At 56.8% G+C, this 16038-nt stretch carries 11 protein-coding genes and 1 pseudogene; 3 read left to right on the top strand and 9 right to left on the bottom strand.

Features of this window, described 5'->3' with window-relative positions; translation table 11 throughout:
- Nucleotides 1-1755, bottom strand: a 1755-nt coding sequence (locus tag A3AY_RS0123750) for a VCBS domain-containing protein (RefSeq protein ID WP_210163027.1), incomplete at its 3' end; no start/stop codon positions are given.
- Between the two features lie 448 nt (nt 1756-2203).
- On the opposite strand from A3AY_RS0123750, the gene A3AY_RS35910 reads away from it, so the two are divergent.
- Nucleotides 2204-3133 carry a transglutaminase-like cysteine peptidase gene (locus A3AY_RS35910; protein WP_018328184.1) on the top strand — a complete coding sequence of 310 codons (930 nt, stop codon included), beginning with the start codon at nt 2204-2206 and terminating at the stop codon, nt 3131-3133.
- Nucleotides 3134-3159: 26 nt separating this feature from the next.
- On the opposite strand, the gene A3AY_RS0123740 is transcribed toward A3AY_RS35910, so the two are convergent.
- The 5 genes from A3AY_RS0123740 to A3AY_RS0123720 all read right to left on the bottom strand — a co-directional run bounded on the left by A3AY_RS0123740 (nt 3160) and on the right by A3AY_RS0123720 (nt 9875).
- Nucleotides 3160-3768 (bottom strand): ribbon-helix-helix domain-containing protein, encoded by a 609-nt coding sequence (locus A3AY_RS0123740; protein WP_018328183.1) that lies wholly within the window; start codon nt 3766-3768, stop codon nt 3160-3162.
- Nucleotides 3769-3771: 3 nt separating this feature from the next.
- On the bottom strand, nt 3772-5052 hold the full coding sequence (locus tag A3AY_RS0123735; protein ID WP_018328182.1) for an HlyD family type I secretion periplasmic adaptor subunit: 1281 nt from the start codon (nt 5050-5052) through the stop codon (nt 3772-3774).
- 69 nt (nt 5053-5121) lie between these two features.
- Nucleotides 5122-7290, bottom strand: coding sequence for a type I secretion system permease/ATPase (locus tag A3AY_RS0123730; protein WP_026203761.1), 2169 nt, complete (start codon nt 7288-7290; stop codon nt 5122-5124).
- A gap of 31 nt (nt 7291-7321) precedes the next feature.
- A complete protein-coding gene (locus A3AY_RS0123725; protein WP_018328180.1) occupies nt 7322-8752 on the bottom strand; it encodes a TolC family outer membrane protein in 1431 nt (476 codons plus the stop codon).
- Between the two features lie 364 nt (nt 8753-9116).
- Nucleotides 9117-9875: a GGDEF domain-containing protein gene (locus tag A3AY_RS0123720; RefSeq protein WP_018328179.1), complete on the bottom strand. Its 759-nt coding sequence runs from the start codon at nt 9873-9875 to the stop codon at nt 9117-9119.
- Between the two features lie 916 nt (nt 9876-10791).
- Here A3AY_RS0123720 and A3AY_RS38150 point away from each other — a divergent pair.
- Entirely contained in the window at nt 10792-11022 is a 231-nt protein-coding gene (locus A3AY_RS38150) for a KTSC domain-containing protein (RefSeq protein WP_210312579.1), read from the top strand.
- Nucleotides 11023-11478: 456 nt separating this feature from the next.
- The gene (locus A3AY_RS0123710; protein WP_018328177.1) at nt 11479-13443 is read left to right on the top strand and encodes a PBP1A family penicillin-binding protein; all 1965 of its coding nucleotides are present in this window, start codon (nt 11479-11481) and stop codon (nt 13441-13443) included.
- Between the two features lie 409 nt (nt 13444-13852).
- Here A3AY_RS0123710 and A3AY_RS39360 read toward each other — a convergent pair.
- The 3 genes and pseudogenes from A3AY_RS39360 to A3AY_RS39355 all read right to left on the bottom strand — a co-directional run.
- A pseudogene (locus tag A3AY_RS39360) lies at nt 13853-13978 on the bottom strand (nickel-binding protein); the annotation flags it as partial.
- A gap of 285 nt (nt 13979-14263) precedes the next feature.
- Nucleotides 14264-15421 (bottom strand): helix-turn-helix transcriptional regulator, encoded by a 1158-nt coding sequence (locus tag A3AY_RS0123700; protein ID WP_026203759.1) that lies wholly within the window; start codon nt 15419-15421, stop codon nt 14264-14266.
- Between the two features lie 170 nt (nt 15422-15591).
- Entirely contained in the window at nt 15592-16023 is a 432-nt protein-coding gene (locus A3AY_RS39355) for a hypothetical protein (protein WP_154663324.1), read from the bottom strand.
- Nucleotides 16024-16038 lie beyond the last annotated feature (15 nt).

Raw genomic sequence — 16038 nt, 5'->3', positions numbered from 1 at the left:
AAGGCCGGTCTCCGTCACCGAGCCGCTGACCACCGAGGTGGCCTCGATCACCGGCGCATCGTTGGTGCCGTTGATGGTGATCGTCACCGTCTGCGTGTCGGTGGCGCCCTTGTCGTCGGTGACCGTCACCAGGAAGGTCTCGGTGCGGGTCTCGCCCTCGGCCAGGCTGTCGGCACTGGCATCGGCCAGGGTATAGGTCCAGACGCCGGCGGCGGTGATGGCGAAGCTGCCATAGGTGCCGGCGGCGTTGCCGCTCCAGTTCGCTGTCGCGCCGGTGTCGATATCGCTCGACACCATCGTGCCGGTCGCACTCAACGGTCCGGTCACGGCCGCGACGTCATCGGCGGCAAGGCCGGTCTCCGTCACCGAGCCGCCGATCACCGAGGTGGCCTCGATCACCGGCGCATCGTTGGTGCCGTTGATAGTGATCGTCACCGTCTGCGTGTCGGTGGCGCCCTTGTCGTCGGTGACCGTCACCAGGAAGGTCTCTGTGATCGTCTCGCCCTGATCGAGGAACTGAACCAGTGCGTTGGGAACCTGGTATGTCCATCCCGTATTCGTGGCCGCAAAGCCGCTTGCCAGGGTATCGATCTGCGGCTGGGTCAATGTCCCGCCACTCCAGACCGGCTGCCCGGTCGGCGCGCTCGAAATCGTCAGTGTCTCGTTCGTATCGACGTCCGTAATGCCGATCGCGCCACTGGTCGTAAGATTTCCTCCGACGACATCGACATCCTCCGCCACGCCGCCGGTCTGATCCGCGAGAAGGATCGGCGCATCGTTGGTGCCGTTGATGGTGATCGTCACCGTCTCCGTGTCGGTCGCGCCCTCATCATCTGTAGCAGTGACCTGATAGCTGAGAGTGATCGTCTCGCCCTGATCGAGGAACTGAACTAGTGCGTTGGGAACCTGGTATGTCCATCCCGTATTCGTGGCCGCAAAGCCGCTTGCCAGCGTATCGATCTGCGGCTGGGTCAATGTCCCGCCACTCCAGACTGGCTGTCCGTTCGGGGTGCTCGACACCGTCAGCGTGTCGTCTACGTCAGCATCGCTGACGCCGATCGCACCACTGATCGTCAGACTGCCGTCGACAACACTAACGTCCTCTGTGATGCTACCCACCTGTTCCGCAATGAGGAGAGGCGCGTCGTTGGGATCCAGCAAAGGCAGTGTCAGTTCTTCCTCAGTCAGCGCACCAAATTGAAGTTCAGTCGGGGCAAGCAGGCCGATGGCTGGACCGGCGTCGCCGATATTGCCGCCAGCGTCGGAGAAGTTTCCACCGCTACTCTGGTTAGAGACCACGCTAATCGTCCCGTCAGGCCCGGCGGCCACGTTGATGCCGTTGCCTTCAAGTACGGCGATCAATGTTTCTTTCGGGATCTCTGCGTCGCCTATGACAAATGTTGGGATCTTCAGAGCGGCGTTTAAAATTGTTATCTTCGAACCATCAGGCTGCTCCAACACGATGTTGGCGCCAACGACCTCAATCTTCTCCACGGAGACGCCCTCTGGAAGTCGAACGACGTTGGAGGCATCAGCCGTGACAATCTCGGGCGCTACGAACGCCGGAGTTGCCGCCTTCACATCGGAGACGGGGGCTCCCGTGGCAGGGTCCAGGAGTTGCGGCTCTGACGAGCCATCGTTTTCAGCCTGCGCCACGATCTCAGCGGCATTTCCGTCAGGTGCAGCGAGGGGCTCCACACTCTCTACAACCGCCCCATTCACATCGTCAGAAAAACCCATACGTTCCGTTGCCATCGCAATACCCCCTCAAGAACTCCACCGAAGTAGACACAGATGTCTTCCGAAAGCAATTCTTGGGAAATACATAAAGTCCATATATATATACGATGATATAAAGTGGCGGAAAAAAATCAGCTAAATGCAAATGAATGGCATAATATATTATGCATTGCGATTGCTTGGGGGAACGAACGAGCTCGGCCACGGCCTTACCGGTCGGTTCCTTTGCCGGGATATTTTGCGCCCTGAAACTCAATCCTTCGAAAATTGACCGTTAAGTTTGAGTGCAAAAATCGGCTAGTGCATCACATTGCGTAAATTAACTACTAATGCAATGTATAAAATTCTATACGATTTTGATTAAAAATAACCATTCTAAGAATAGAATAAATAATACATGCGGCTTTACGTCGTTTTTTCTTTTAGGGCCTAGGTTGCCTCCACTAACCACGGAGACACCGCGATGACCACGAACGTCCGTAAGTACTGTGAAAAGCTCTTGAGGATCTCCGCAATCGCGGCCAGCCTCGTTGGCCTTTCCACAGCATCTGCCGCGTGTGGCGATCGCACACCCTTCGCTTACACTGGTGTCGCGCATAAGACGACGGGTTTTGTCGCTGCTACGGCGACAGTCGTTGCATGGGCGGTAGGCAACTGGTCAAACGAGGCGGATCACGGGGTCGCAGAGCCAACCGTGCACAAGGTCTCAGCGACCACCCTGGTTGGTCGACCACCTCTGCAAACGGTTTTGCCCAAACCCAGCGCCGTGTTTGATTCTGTGGCCTTCAAAGCGAACTCGATCCCGGCTGCGCGAAAGTGGAAAGAGGTATTTCCCGCGATCCTCCACGCTGATTTCAAGCACTGTGACAAGCAGCCCGGCTGTTCCGCACGATCAGTCCTTCAAAAATCGGTTGAGAATTCTGCAGAAGCCAGCTTCCGGCAGAAACTGCAAGGGATCAATACAACGGTGAACCGCCTGGTCCGCTATCAACCGGATGCACAAAACTACGGTACAAAGGACTATTGGGCCTCTCCTGACGAGATTCTCGCTCGAGGTAAGGGCGATTGTGAGGATTATGCTATCTTGAAAATGGCCGCGCTGAAAGAGTCTGGCCTGCCGGCACAGGCTATGTCGATCGTCGTGCTTCGGGATACCCGCCGCAACCTCTTCCATGCAGTGCTGGCGATAACCACCAGCAAAGGACACTTCATCCTGGATAATCTGTCTGACCAGGTAAAGCTTGATCGGACCCTACCCCACTATCAGCCGCTCTTTTCCGTAAGTGCTGAGCGCGCGTGGATCCACGGCGTCAAATCCGGCGGCGAAAAAATTGCGTCAGCGCGATCGCCGCTGTCGGATATCATGCCGGGCGAAGGCACTACCCTTCAATAGCTCGATTGTCAAAATTGGGCGACTTCCTACCCCAGTATGAAGCCGATCACTACATCTTGATCTGCGAAAGACGCGAGGGCTGCGTTGAGCCGACCGCGGGTCAACTGTTCATTGATGCCGATCGTAAAGCCCGCAGGTTGGGGTTCTCCCGTTGACGTTTTCAGCCGCGCGACCAAATCTGCAAACTGGATGTCGAACGAGAGCCGCAGGCCCTGAGCAGGTGACGCCTGCTGGAACCGCGCAAAGCGAGTCTGGACAAACGCCAGAAATGCCGAATTGTAGGAAATGATGCGTTTGTCGCCGGTTAGCGCAAACGCTGGCGACGGACAGGCTCTAACCTGACCAGCGATAACCGACAGGCCGCTGCGCTCCCTAGCACTGGAGAGCTCACTCTTGAGAAAAGAGATTGCGACGTAACGCAGCTTTGCCGTCAGGTTTCCTTCCCCCTCGATTGATTTTTCGCACTGCGCGACGATGTCGGCGACTTTGCACTTCTTGTGAGCGGCAAGTTCGACAAGGGTCGACCAGTAGATCTCTTCGAGTTTTATTCCGCGTCGCTGCCCGGCGACGGTAATGATGCGAAACCTGAGTGCGCTCAGGTCCGGTTCAGGAGAGTCCGGTCGACTTAAGGTCATCGGCTAGCGCTCCCGCAAGGCCTCTTCGCGGGCTTTGTTGATCGGCTTCATCAGGTAGGCGAGAATCGTTTTCTTGCCTGTCAGAATGTCCACCGACGCAATCATGCCCGGCATGATCGCGTATTCCCGTCCGTCCTTGACGAGTGCTGCCGTGTCGGTTTTGACGCGTACCAAATAATAAGTCTCGCCAGTGTTCTGGTCGACGAGACTATCAGCACTGATGGTTTCAACAACGCCGCCCAGACCGCCGTAGACAGAGAAATCATAGGCCGAAATCTTGATCAGGGCTGGTTGACCAGGGCGGACGAAGGCGACATCTCTTGGTGGCAGTCGCGCCTCGACGAGCAAAATCTCCGATGTCGGAACGACCCCACCAATCACAGCGCCAGGCGTGACGTAGGCTCCGACTGTGTTAATGTCGAGCGTATTGATAATTCCATCGACAGGTGAGCGGATATCGGTGTTTGCCACTCGGCTGCTGGCACCACGGATCGTCTCATCGATCACAGAGAGCTGCGAGAGCGCCTCTGTTTTTTCCGCTAGGGCCTCCTGGCGCAGTTCAAGTGAAAGTTCTGTTACTTGCAGTGACGCTTCAACGATCGCTGATTCCAACCGGCCTATCGACTCCCTCGATAAGGCAAGTTGGCCACGAGTCTCAGTCAACTCTTTCTCAACCCGCAGTAACTCAGTCTGCGCCACGAGTTTCCGCTTGACCATCGGCGCAAGTAGCTCCTGCTCACGTTCGGTTACCTGGAGCCCCTCCACAAGCCGCGTGATGTTAGCCTGCGCCTCCGCTAGCTCTTTTTCACGCTGGCCGTGGCGCGCTTGCATAACCGAGAGCTTGTTGTTGAAGTTGCCAGCTTTGGCCCGAAGCAATTGCTCCTCATTCCCGCATATGCGTGGCGCAACTTCGGCAATGTCCGCCGGGCATTTGTACTTTGCGTCATAGGTCCCGGCTTCTTCGAGCTCCAATCGCGCGATCTGTGCTCGTAGCGATCGCGCCTTGGCTTCAAGTTCGCCAAGCGAGGAGCCGCTGGCTGTGTCGTCTAGCCTGAGAATGAGATCACCGCGACGTATAACCTGGCCGACTTGGACAGCGATCTCGCGCACAATACCCGGTTCGCTCGATTGGATAATCTGGGTTTTGGAGACGGGGATCACCTTGCCTTCGCCTCGCGCGATCTCGTCGACCTCGACGATGGCGGCCCAAAGGAAAAAAGAGACGATGAGAAGACCTACGACGAATAATCCGGCACGCGCTGCCAACGGTGGTTTCTCACTCATCTCTCTCCCTCCCACCGGTCGCAAATGCAAGTCCTTGAAGTGGTCCCTTCAATAAGATCGCTCACCGGGCTACACCGACGCGGAGCGCGCAGGCCCGGCTCGCTTCTGCAACTGCGCAATGACCTCTGCCTTGGGGCCATCCGCAACGATGCGCCCTCGATCTAAAACCAGCAGCCTATCGATAAGTTGGAGCATGCTGTGGCGGTGGGTTGATATCAGCACCGTGACGTCAGCTCCGAAGACGTTGGACAGTTTTTCAATAAGCTCGCGCTCGCTGGCGAGATCCATTGCACCGGAAGGCTCGTCCAAAAAGACGACCTTCGGCTTGCGCAACAGTAGACGGGCAATCGCGACTGCCTGACGCTGGCCCCCTGAGAGCTGGGCGCCACGTTCCCCAACAGGCATATCGTAGCCGCGCGGGTGGTAAGAGACGAAATCATCCACGCCTGCGAGCTTGGCAGCCTCCACCATCTCGTCGTCGCTGGCGGTCGGGTTGGCCATCAGCAGATTTTCCTTCACGGTGCCCGAGAAGAGATCCGAATTTTGCGAGACGAACGAGACTGCAGCGCGCACCACCGAAGGATGCAATTGTCGAATATCGACGCCGTCGAGCAAAATCCGACCGGCGCTTGGCGGATAAAGTCCAACAAGTAGACGCCCCAACGTCGTTTTACCGGAGCCGACCCGACCAATGATACCGACGCGTTCACCCGGCCTTATCGTCACGTTCATGGCGCTGACGACTTTGTTGTCCGTGCCCGGATATGCGAAGTCGACATTTGCGAACGTGACGCTACCGTTCCGTATATCCCGGTTAACGAAACCGATCGTGTCAGGGCGGTCCTCCGGTTGCTCCATTACAGAATTCAAGATGCGCATTGAAAGAAGTGCCTGTCGAAGCCGCGCGAGCGTCATGGCAATCTGGCCGAGCGGCGACACGGCACGACCTGCAAGCATGCTGGCGGCGATGATCGCTCCCATGGAAATATTTCCCTGTGCGAATTCGTAGGCGCCAGCAACTACAATTGCGACCGTAACCAGCTGCTGGACGAACTGCGTTGCGTGCGTCGCCCATGAAGAAATCGCCTTGATCTGCTCCGAGGTGTTCGTAGAGTGCTTTGCAAGCTCGTTCCAACGTCGCAGCAGTTGCTTCTCCGAGTGCAGCGTCTTGATGGTCTCGATTGCCCCTATCGTCTCGACAAGCAGCGACTGGCGTTGGGCGGACTCATTGGAGGCCGCCGCGACCCGTTTACCGATCTTGTGCTGAGCAACATATCCAATGATCAGACTGATGACAAAGGCAACGGTTGGGATAAGCGCAATCCAGCCGGCCACCGCATAGATCGCAGCGATAAAGACAAAGAGGAAGAGGCTGTCGATGATTACGCTGAGGGTGTTCGAAGTGAAGAATTCGCGTACGAATTCGTACTGCATCGCGCGGTTGGCATATTCGCCGGTCGATAATGGTCGCGACGCCATGGTTGCATAGAGTATTTTCTCGAACAGCATATATGAAAGCTTCAGGTCTGCCTTCCGACCCGCGTAGTCAATGAGTGCCGCCCGTACCGTCTTCAGCAGAAAATCGAACAAGACGACTAGGCTTGTGCCAAACGCCAGAACCCATAACGTTGCGATTGCCTTGTTTGGCAGGATTCGATCGTAGACATTCATCGTAAAGAGCGGCGCTGCCAATGCGAGCACATTGATGAAAAAGGCCGCAATGGCAACTTGCACATAGGCCTGCCAGAAAGGCCGGATCGTCGAAAAGAGCCAGTGTCGACGGTCAATGCCGCGCGCCGTGCCCACACCAGCGTCGCCGCTGGCATTGAGATAAGTCGCCGAGAACGACACGGCGTAGGCCATGTCGCCGAACTCAAGATCAGCGAACTTTAGCGCCACACTGTCCGACGGCATCATAGCGTTTGACAGGCTAAGCGTGCCGTCCAGACCTTCTTCCAATAAAGCAGTGGCTCGACCGTCTCGAAAGACAATGAGGAGTGGAAAGACGAAATTGCGGTTGGAAAGCGCTCGACGCGATACGATTTCGGCTTCCAATCCAACCCGCTCGGCAATGCGCGAGATATCTTCGAAGCTCGGCGAGCGGGCGTCGAACGGCACGTCGGAGTAAAGAACCGTGTCAGAAGATGGGCGCCTCAGGAAGACGCAGATCTCTCTGAATGCGGAGGTAAACTCTGTCGAGGGCTGGCCAGCGCGCTCTTGCCTGTCAATGCGTTGCATCACGGCCGATCATGTCCGCCTTCTATGACCATCATTTTTCCCGAATTGGCGCGAGTAGGTCAAGCGGCAGGTTATTTGACTGCCGAGACGGAACACGCCGATAGGTTTCCGTCGGCGGCGCCTCGGAAACGTTGAATTCCTTCCGTGCATATGCTTCCGACTGCTGCGGGCTCTTGATCTGCATCGTCGAAAGGAGTTGGCCCGTCGCTGCGAGCAGGCGGTATTCGGCAAACAGCGCAGCGTACTGAGCGGTCTTGGCGAGAACATTTGCATTGAACCGCGCGTTCTGCGCTCCCAGCACATCCAGTAGCGAGCGTTGGCCGACACCCAGTTGCTCGCGATACGACGAAACAAGTTCGTCGTTCATTTGAGCCTGCGCCTTTAATGTACGTGAAAGGTCATATTGCCGGTAGCGCCGCTCCCAGGAAATTCGGACAGCTTCTTCAACTTCACGGTGCGCCTGATGGTAGACCATCCGCTGTTCGCTGGCCCGCCGACTTTGTTCCTGCTCATTGGCAATGTCGATACCGCCTCGGTAAAGGTTCCATCTGGCGACAATGCGCGCTTGAGCGTCCCAGGTGTTTCCGGTCGAACCGTCAATATCCATACCAGTGCGGACACGTCCTTCGGCAAAGACTTCCGGGAGCATGTTCGACTTCGCAGCCTTGACCTGTGCGTCCGCGACATTGATGTCCGCGTCGGCTGCCTTAATGCGCGGATTGTTGGCCCTTGCGATACCGATCGCCGTTTCAAGCGACGCAGGCAATACTGCGGCAACTGACTTTGGCAGAGATGGTTTCGTCAAAGGCTGGCCGACGAGTCGATTAAAGCTGATCTTCACGGTCTCGAGCGTTTCTTGCGCCTCTTGCAACCGCGCTTTTGCGGAGAGCAGTCGCTCGCTCGCTTGTTGACGATCGGCGTCTGTCAACGCTCCCCCCGATATCAGTGAACTGATATCGGACAAAATTGACTGATGCACACCGACATTGCGTTTGGCTTCGTCCACGATCTGCTGCTGGAGAATATATTCGAAGTATTCTCGAACGATCTGCAGACCGATCGTTTCCGAGCGCTCGAGAACTCGGAACGAGGCGCTGTCAACCCGCGCCGCCTGTCGCTCCACTTCGGCGCGACGAGCACCGCCATCGAACAATTTCTGAGTGATGGTCACGCCCACATCCGATGGGTAAAGCGGATCGTTCTCGATCGAAGCCGAGCGCCGGCTGTCATCCTCCAAATGCCGTGCTCCCGTCGACGTTTCGAGGTCAATGCTCGGCAGATAGAGGCCGCGCGCCTGCCGCAACTCGAACTCGATCGCCTCGCGATTTTCGACCGACTGACCGATTTCAGGGTTGGATTCCATTGCTATCTGAAGCGCTTCGCGCAGCGTCATCGCGCCTGCCGTGCCTCCGACAAACACAGCTGAGGTGAGCAGAACCGAAAACAGCCCGCCCTTAATCATTAGTCCAATTGTCAAGTTAATCCCCCCAAAAATCAACGTACGTCGCCCGCAACATTAATCATGGGCAATGAATTGCTATAATTTTGTACTAAATAATAGGTCTATGATAAATAAGACGAACCATAATTGGGTGGGTTCATCGCCGGTCCAGTCTTTCATAAGTTAATGTTGTAAATATGGAACAGCTCTAACCGGAGCGGCGATCATACATTCCGGGATGGCGATCAACGACTGACCCGGCTAAACCCGAATCGTGCTTGACCCCATCTGCGAACTGCAAGTGCTCCCGTCAATTGTCCTCAAGCATATGAAAGCTCTAACTGTTCAGGTGGCCCGATTGAGAGATCGCAACCCCGAATCCAGGTCAAGCCGCTGGCAGGCGCACAAGGGCGACGGCGGGCGCGTGCTCTGCAGCGACCATGACCGCTTCCGAAGAGGCCGTGCGACGCAAGCGCTCGAGGTCGATGTTGCCTTCAAACAGGACGCCGCCGACACTAAGCGCAAGATCGACCGCCTTTCCATCGGCGGAAAAGTGCGCCGACACGAGCGCTTTGGTGAGGCGTGTGCAAACCTGATCTGCGGCAAGCTCGCTGGCGCCAACAAGCAACACGTCGAATGTGGCGGGGCCAGTTCGCGCGACTATGTCGTCGCGACGGATTGAAGTGCTGATGGTCGATGCGACAAACTGAAGAAGTTCGTCGCTCCACTGGGGTCCGTAGGACGAACCAACCTCGTCGAGGTTGTTGATGCGCACCTGGATGAGCGCGCCCTCGAGAGCTGCCCCGGAACGCGCGCGACGGCGCTCAAGTCCGTTGACGTGTTGCACGAGGCCACGGCCGGTAACACAGCCGGTCGTCCCGTCGTGGCGAATGTCATGATTGATTTGATTGCGAAGGCGCTCAACTCGCCTAGATTGCACTGCTAAAGCGACGACCAAAGGCGCTCCCATAAGGAGCGAGACAATAGCGCTACCGACCACCGCTGCAGCGATGGGTCGGTCGACCAACGCGACCAGGCTCAGATAGGTGAAAATCTGCGCAAGAAACGCAAACAGGAGGATGCCGCCTAGAGTGTTGCGTGCAATACGCCAATCCCTCTGGTTTAGCGGTGTGTCTCCTCTCATGTATCCAGCTCCTTGTACACTGACAAGTGCACGGTCTAGCGCTTCTTTATGGATATTCTCTTTCCTCCTTACTAACAAGTTTAGGCATCGGCCAATAAACTGTTTCGAACTGCATCATATACGATAAGCGCGCCCGTAGGAATAAGGCCACAACTGTGGGTTCTCGTCCTCGAACTTCTTCTGCTTCTTCTGCGGCGGCAGCATGTCGCCGCTTTTTCGTCTTCCCTGGTCGCGGGTGCACCAGACGCGAGCGTGCGGCACTGACGCGTGGGTATGGGCCGTAATGTCGAGACCTATGCCTGCGGACGGTCGAAAAACGGGTTCCCCGACGACAGGCGGCGCTCACCGCCTCGATTGCCGCAGAATGATCCACTCCTATGAGTGTCAAAGCGAAAGCTTTGGGAGAGTGCCACCTGCCCCCTCCCTTCCCTTGCAACCTGGCCAAGCGCAGCCGTACCTTCTGACTCTATTCTTCCGACGGAAAATGCCGGAAAACTTGTGTTGGCCAGCGAGTTTTATGGTAGCCCTGCGCCAAAACAGGACATATCCCTCGTCTAGCCAACGCCGATTGCCGAGTTTTGCCATGTCCCGGAAGCCCTTCGAAAACCGAGACGGCGTCCGATGTTCCGGAGCGTTCGCAAGGCAGTGAGGGTAGCCCGCCGGCGTCTCCACCTGAGGTGCCTGACGCGTCGGCTCGTTGGAAGACCTTCCAGATGCAGTGTTGCCGCCTGTGTTTGTCGGGTGGTTCTCCGTCAATAGGGTGCCACGCAACGACCAAGGTTGTAAAATTGTCCGACCGTACGCCTCTACGGTGCAATAGAGGCGGTGTTCGCCCACAGGAACAACCCGCGCGGTAATGCGTTGCTGTCCCTTGAGATGGGTGTCGCTCCGATGAACCGACCGGCACTTCCAAAAAATGGAGGGAACGGTGCCTTCCCGTTTGATTCGCCGAGTTAGCTACGATCTCCAATCACGGACGTTGTCAGTCTGGCTTACCACCAGCGAGAACCGATACGACTATCAAAATGTCCCGACCAGTATCCATGCCGCTTTTCGACGCGCGTTTTCTAAGGGACGTTTCTTCAACGCCCACATTCGAAGTCAGTTTGAATATCGTGTAGTAAGGGAGAATGCATCGGTGGAATGACCCAGCATTTTCACGGTCGCTGACCTGTCATAATGGTTAGTCGCTTCCGAAGCTCTCCACGACCACCTTTCCTCTGCCTCATTGCATGTAGTCGACTTCAGCAGAACGATTAGCGGGTGAAGAATGGCAAGCTCCGCAAAAAATTCAAAACAAACTTCCGCTCGAACGGCGCAGAGTGATGGACGCTCCCGTGAGGGTGTGCAATCAGCAGGTGGGCTTCATGAAGGACCATCTTCACTGCGAGACCAGGCGCCTGACATGGGCGGGTCCCCAGCCTCCGCTTTTGGAAGGAGCAGGCGAGCTATCCGGCAACTGGCGCGCGCGCTCCGTCAAGACCTCCGGAGAATTTTGCGGCGGTGTGTGGTGCGGCTCCGAAATGGCATCGGAATTCCCAATACATTAAGCGAGAGGCTTGGTGGAATACCCGCTGCCTTCACAGCGCTTTCGCGAAGAGCAATGTCTGGCATGGCAACCGCACGCACGAAAATGCCGGACTTAAAGTATCCCAATCCACTGAAACTGGGATCGTGGAAAGTCCTGTTCGCGCGTAGTCTGTTCTGGTGCTCCCTGTTAGCAGCCGGCGCTCTAACTTGGGCCTTGAAGGATGTGCCGTGGCAGGAGATCGCAGACGGCTCGTTGAAGCCGGTCATCCTCCTGGAAACGTCGGACGGCCGGCCTCTTGTCCGGCAAGGTCCATATCAAGAGCCCTATGCGCGTTACGAACAATTCCCTCCGCACCTCATCGACGCCGTACTTTCAATCGAGGATCGCCGGTTCATGGATCATTACGGCATCGACCTGCAGGGGATTGCACGCGCGCTGCTCAGGAACGTCGAGGCAGGATCGGTCGTCCAGGGTGGAAGCACCATCACGCAGCAGTTGATTAAATTGCAATATCTCGAAAGCGACAGGACGTTGAAGCGCAAGATCCAGGAAGTGGTGATCGCGCTTTGGTTGGAATGGAAGTTCGGGAAGAAGGAGATCCTGACGCGGTACCTCAATGCGGTTTACCTTGGTTCGGGCGCGACCGGTATGCCGGCAGCAGCACGGATCTATTTCAATAAGGATGTCGGCGCGCTCGGCATCCCGGAATCGGCGATGCTCGCAGGTCTGCTGAAGGCCCCCAGCCAATTGAACCCGATCGACAATTTTGACGGCGCTCGGCAACGCATGGCAATTGTGCTCGACGCCATGGCCGCCAATGGCAAGCTCACGCCTGGAGACGCCCACGCTGCAAAGGGTCGATTTGCCGAACTCTACCCGACTACACCAACATTGCGCTCAGGCAGTTGGTTCGCCGATTGGGTATGGGCACAAGCGGGCGAGATTGCAGGCTCCTCTCCGGGGGCGACGACCGTGCGCACGACCTTGGTGCCGCGTCTGCAACGGATCGCCGAAGAGGTGGTCAAGCAAGCCCTTGATGGAGAGGGAAAGGCTCTCGGTGCATCACAGGCTGCGCTGGTCGCCATGGCGCCCGATGGTGCTGTCGTCGCAATGGTCGGCGGATATGACTATAAGACAAGTCAGTTCAACCGCGCCGTTACGGCAATGCGTCAGCCGGGCTCCACATTCAAGTTGTTCGTATATTATGCTGCGTTGAAAAAGGGGTTGAGCCTCTCAGATCAAGTCCTTGATGCACCCATCGAAATTGACGGATGGTCGCCTAAAAATTCTGGTGGCTATCGCGGTTGGGTTACGCTGGCTGAGGCTTTCGCTCTGTCGCTGAATGCTGCCACCGCTGCGCTTGCCCAAGAGGTCGGATCTGACAGCGTCGCCGCTGCAGCGAAGGAACTGGGCATCGACGCGGACCTGACGACGACGCCTGCGTTGGCGCTCGGTGCATCCGAAGTGAGCCTGCTCGACTTGACGGGGGCATACGCGTCGGTTCGCCTTGGAAGGGCGCCCGTCGAGCCGTGGGGGATTGTCGATTTCCAAGCCGCGGGCCAGCCCCAAGGTTTTCGAGTGGGGCCGCAAGTAGTTGCGGCGGTTGACCTCTCGTCGTATCAGCCTGATCTCCTAACCTTGCTACAGCTGGTTGTGGAGCGCGGGACTGGTCGTCCGGCTGATCCCGGCACGTTTGCGGCCGGCAAGACAGGCACCAGTCAGGACAACCGTGATGCGTGGTTCGTCGGCTTTACGGACCCATTGGTCGTCGGGGTGTGGGTTGGCAAGGACGATAACACACCGATGAAAGGCATAACGGGCGGCGCGCTTCCCGCACGTATCTGGCGAAAATTCATGAAGGCCGCGATGGCCGAGCCTGCTCGCGATACCAATCCGGATATGGGCATAACGACAAGCGAAGCGAGGCACGCTCCATCCTGCAATATCAGGGCGTGCTCACGCAGTTACCGTTCCTTCCGCGCGTCTGACTGCACCTACCAACCTTATCGTGGCGAAAGGCGGTTGTGCGAGAAATAGACGGGCATGCGCTTTCGAAGGAATGAAAACCGATCCAGCCAATGAGCGCGACTGTGATATCGCCTCGTGGCCATTGGCCGAACAGCAACAGCGAGGGCGGATCAAAATCGCTACCCTCGACAAGGGACACCTAGAGCAAACCTTTAATGCAGACCCGCAGCGAACGTGCCAAGCGGCATCACCAACGTCAGTGACCTGCTTAAGGCTTAACCGGCGAACCACGAACGCCCAACCAACTGTTACGGGATCAACAAGAATATGCTAATAAGCGCCTGAACCATCGCGGATGGAACATTGTACGGTTGCGAATTACTGCACTGCAGTACGTCTTTTGGGCGATCTCCTACCCGTCATACGCCCAGGGATGAACAAGCCCGCAAATCGGGATCCGGAGCAGGGGCAGCAACAGGTCGAACCAGTAGGTCAGGAACGTTACACCAAACTCGTCCTGGACTTCGAGATCCTTCCGATGTGCCTCGGCGACATCTGCGGCGCTATATCCTTTGAGATCATGACGATCCATGAATATGGCTATCGTCTTCCCCTTCCCCGGTCCCGAGGAAGTGTATGCCCAATTGAATTTTGGGCAATCGATCGATCCTCTTTCGGTTTGTGTGTGCCCGCGTTTCTGCAAAAGCTGCGGCCGGGTGGATAACTGCTCCTACGAAAGCCCCATGTCGTTGCGAGACTGCGCCAACCATCACGTCGGCGATCCGTTCCCGTGAACGAACCGCCCGAACGGGCTTCCTCTGCCTTTGTTCAAGCGCAGGCTCTGAATAGGCGGGCAGAACACAGCATATCATTTTTGTCCGCGTCCGCGTCAATTTCCAAGGGTGCTGAGCCAATGGCCGAATGTGCCTCCATGAGCTCGTTCCGCAGAACCGCTCGGTGGGATGGGACGCTCCAAGGCCGCGGCCTTTCGGAGTTCTCGGGGGCTGAAGCCGAATTCATTGCTGAATGCCCGAGTGAAGTTGGCAGCCAGATCAAAACCCGCCGCTTCTGCTATTTCTGAAATCGGTCGATTGTTCGTGGGATCGTTAAGTTCCGCGTAGGCAGCCAAAAGCCGCCGTTTGCGTATGTAGTTGAGAACGCCGCCACTTGTGGCAAACAGTTGATAGAGCCGGGTCCGAGACATTCCGAGCGCTCGGCAGATATTGTCGGGCGTGAGTTCCGCCGAGTGGAGGTTAGCGTGAATATACCGGTGCGCCCGCTCCATCATGCCCATGTTGTTCGGCAACGTCGCCGTCTCCGGCGGCGCCACCGACGATGAGACGCAGGCAACGACCATGTCGCGCATCGTGTGGACGATCCGCGGCAACTCGTCAGCCGTGAGGCTGGAGAGATTTGCCTCGATGCCGTGAATATAGGTGATCAACAACTTAGCGAGATTGCCCGACAATATCGAATTGTTGGCTGCCTTCATAAGAGCGACCTCGTCGGCCAACAAATCGTAAGACATGAAAAGGAGGATGGCATCCGATTCGGTTGCCCGCCCGCGATAGGGATAGCCAAGCGATCTGAAGGCGAGCCTGTCCGGCCCGCTTTCCGCAACCCGGCGGTCCACTTCCGTCCAGGCTCTGCCGTCGCGGAACAGTTCCACGTACCAGTGATCGATCGAGCTCAGACGCAACATTGCACGCGAGCGGCTATAGCGGTGAGCCGGTGCACGTTGCTGAACGACGAGCATGTTGCCCAGATGCCATGCCGTCTGATCCGCCGGGAAGCCGTCATCCAGCGACATGTTGTCCGGCAAACTGACGTCGACCAACGGTGCCATGTGTTCCCGCCATGCATGGAACTGTTCTGCCGGCGGAAGCTCGCGTGTCGAAAAATGCAGAGGCGTCAGAGCGGGCGGGGCCGAAGGACGCGGCCCTGCCTGCCCGTCGGATTGACGCGGCCAACGGCGACGATCCATGTGCGACGTTGCGGCCTTCACTGCGCGGTCACCCGGTTTGGGCTCGGTTGGACAATCACTCATTCAATCCTCCAGCCCGAAGATCGCCGGCAGAAATAGCCTTGGCGATCTCTTGTTCTGGCGCGGCGGCGTCTGGCCTACGCCTTTGTCAGGCTCAGTTGTACTCCATTTGGAGTAGAAATGCACGGGACGATAAATTTCAGGATGCACGGATAACGACATATGGGGCCGACCTATGCGATAAATAACCCATGGTTGTTGCAGAAGAATACATGGAAGTATCTAAAAGACTTTTTAAAATATTTCTTTTTCAATGACCTATTTATGACTGTCTTTTGGGGGAAAGACAGGTTCGCCACGGGTTTGGTGAATTTTGTCGCGATTTTATTGCGTAAAAAGCGGCAATTCTTCATCAGGGGCAGCCCGTAGCGACAACAAAGTGCTCCGGCGACAAGAAGATCGGAAGCGGATTCTTGTCGCCGGCCACACAGTGTTTTTATCGGATCGCATTCCCGCGAGCGTCTCTTTGACGCGGCCATTCCGATCGTTTGCATCGACATCTTCTCGATGAACCACGCCAGTGCCGCGTGAACATTTCGTTCGCTACGCGGGAACTCGACTGGCGCGCGAAATTTATCGGCCGGTCTTGTCAGAGGGATGGCCATTTCGATGGACGTCTT

Origin of the sequence: Rhizobium giardinii bv. giardinii H152, assembly GCF_000379605.1 — a bacterium.
Lineage (GTDB): Bacteria > Pseudomonadota > Alphaproteobacteria > Rhizobiales > Rhizobiaceae > Pararhizobium > Pararhizobium giardinii.
This window is presented reverse-complemented; position numbering and strand designations above follow the sequence as displayed.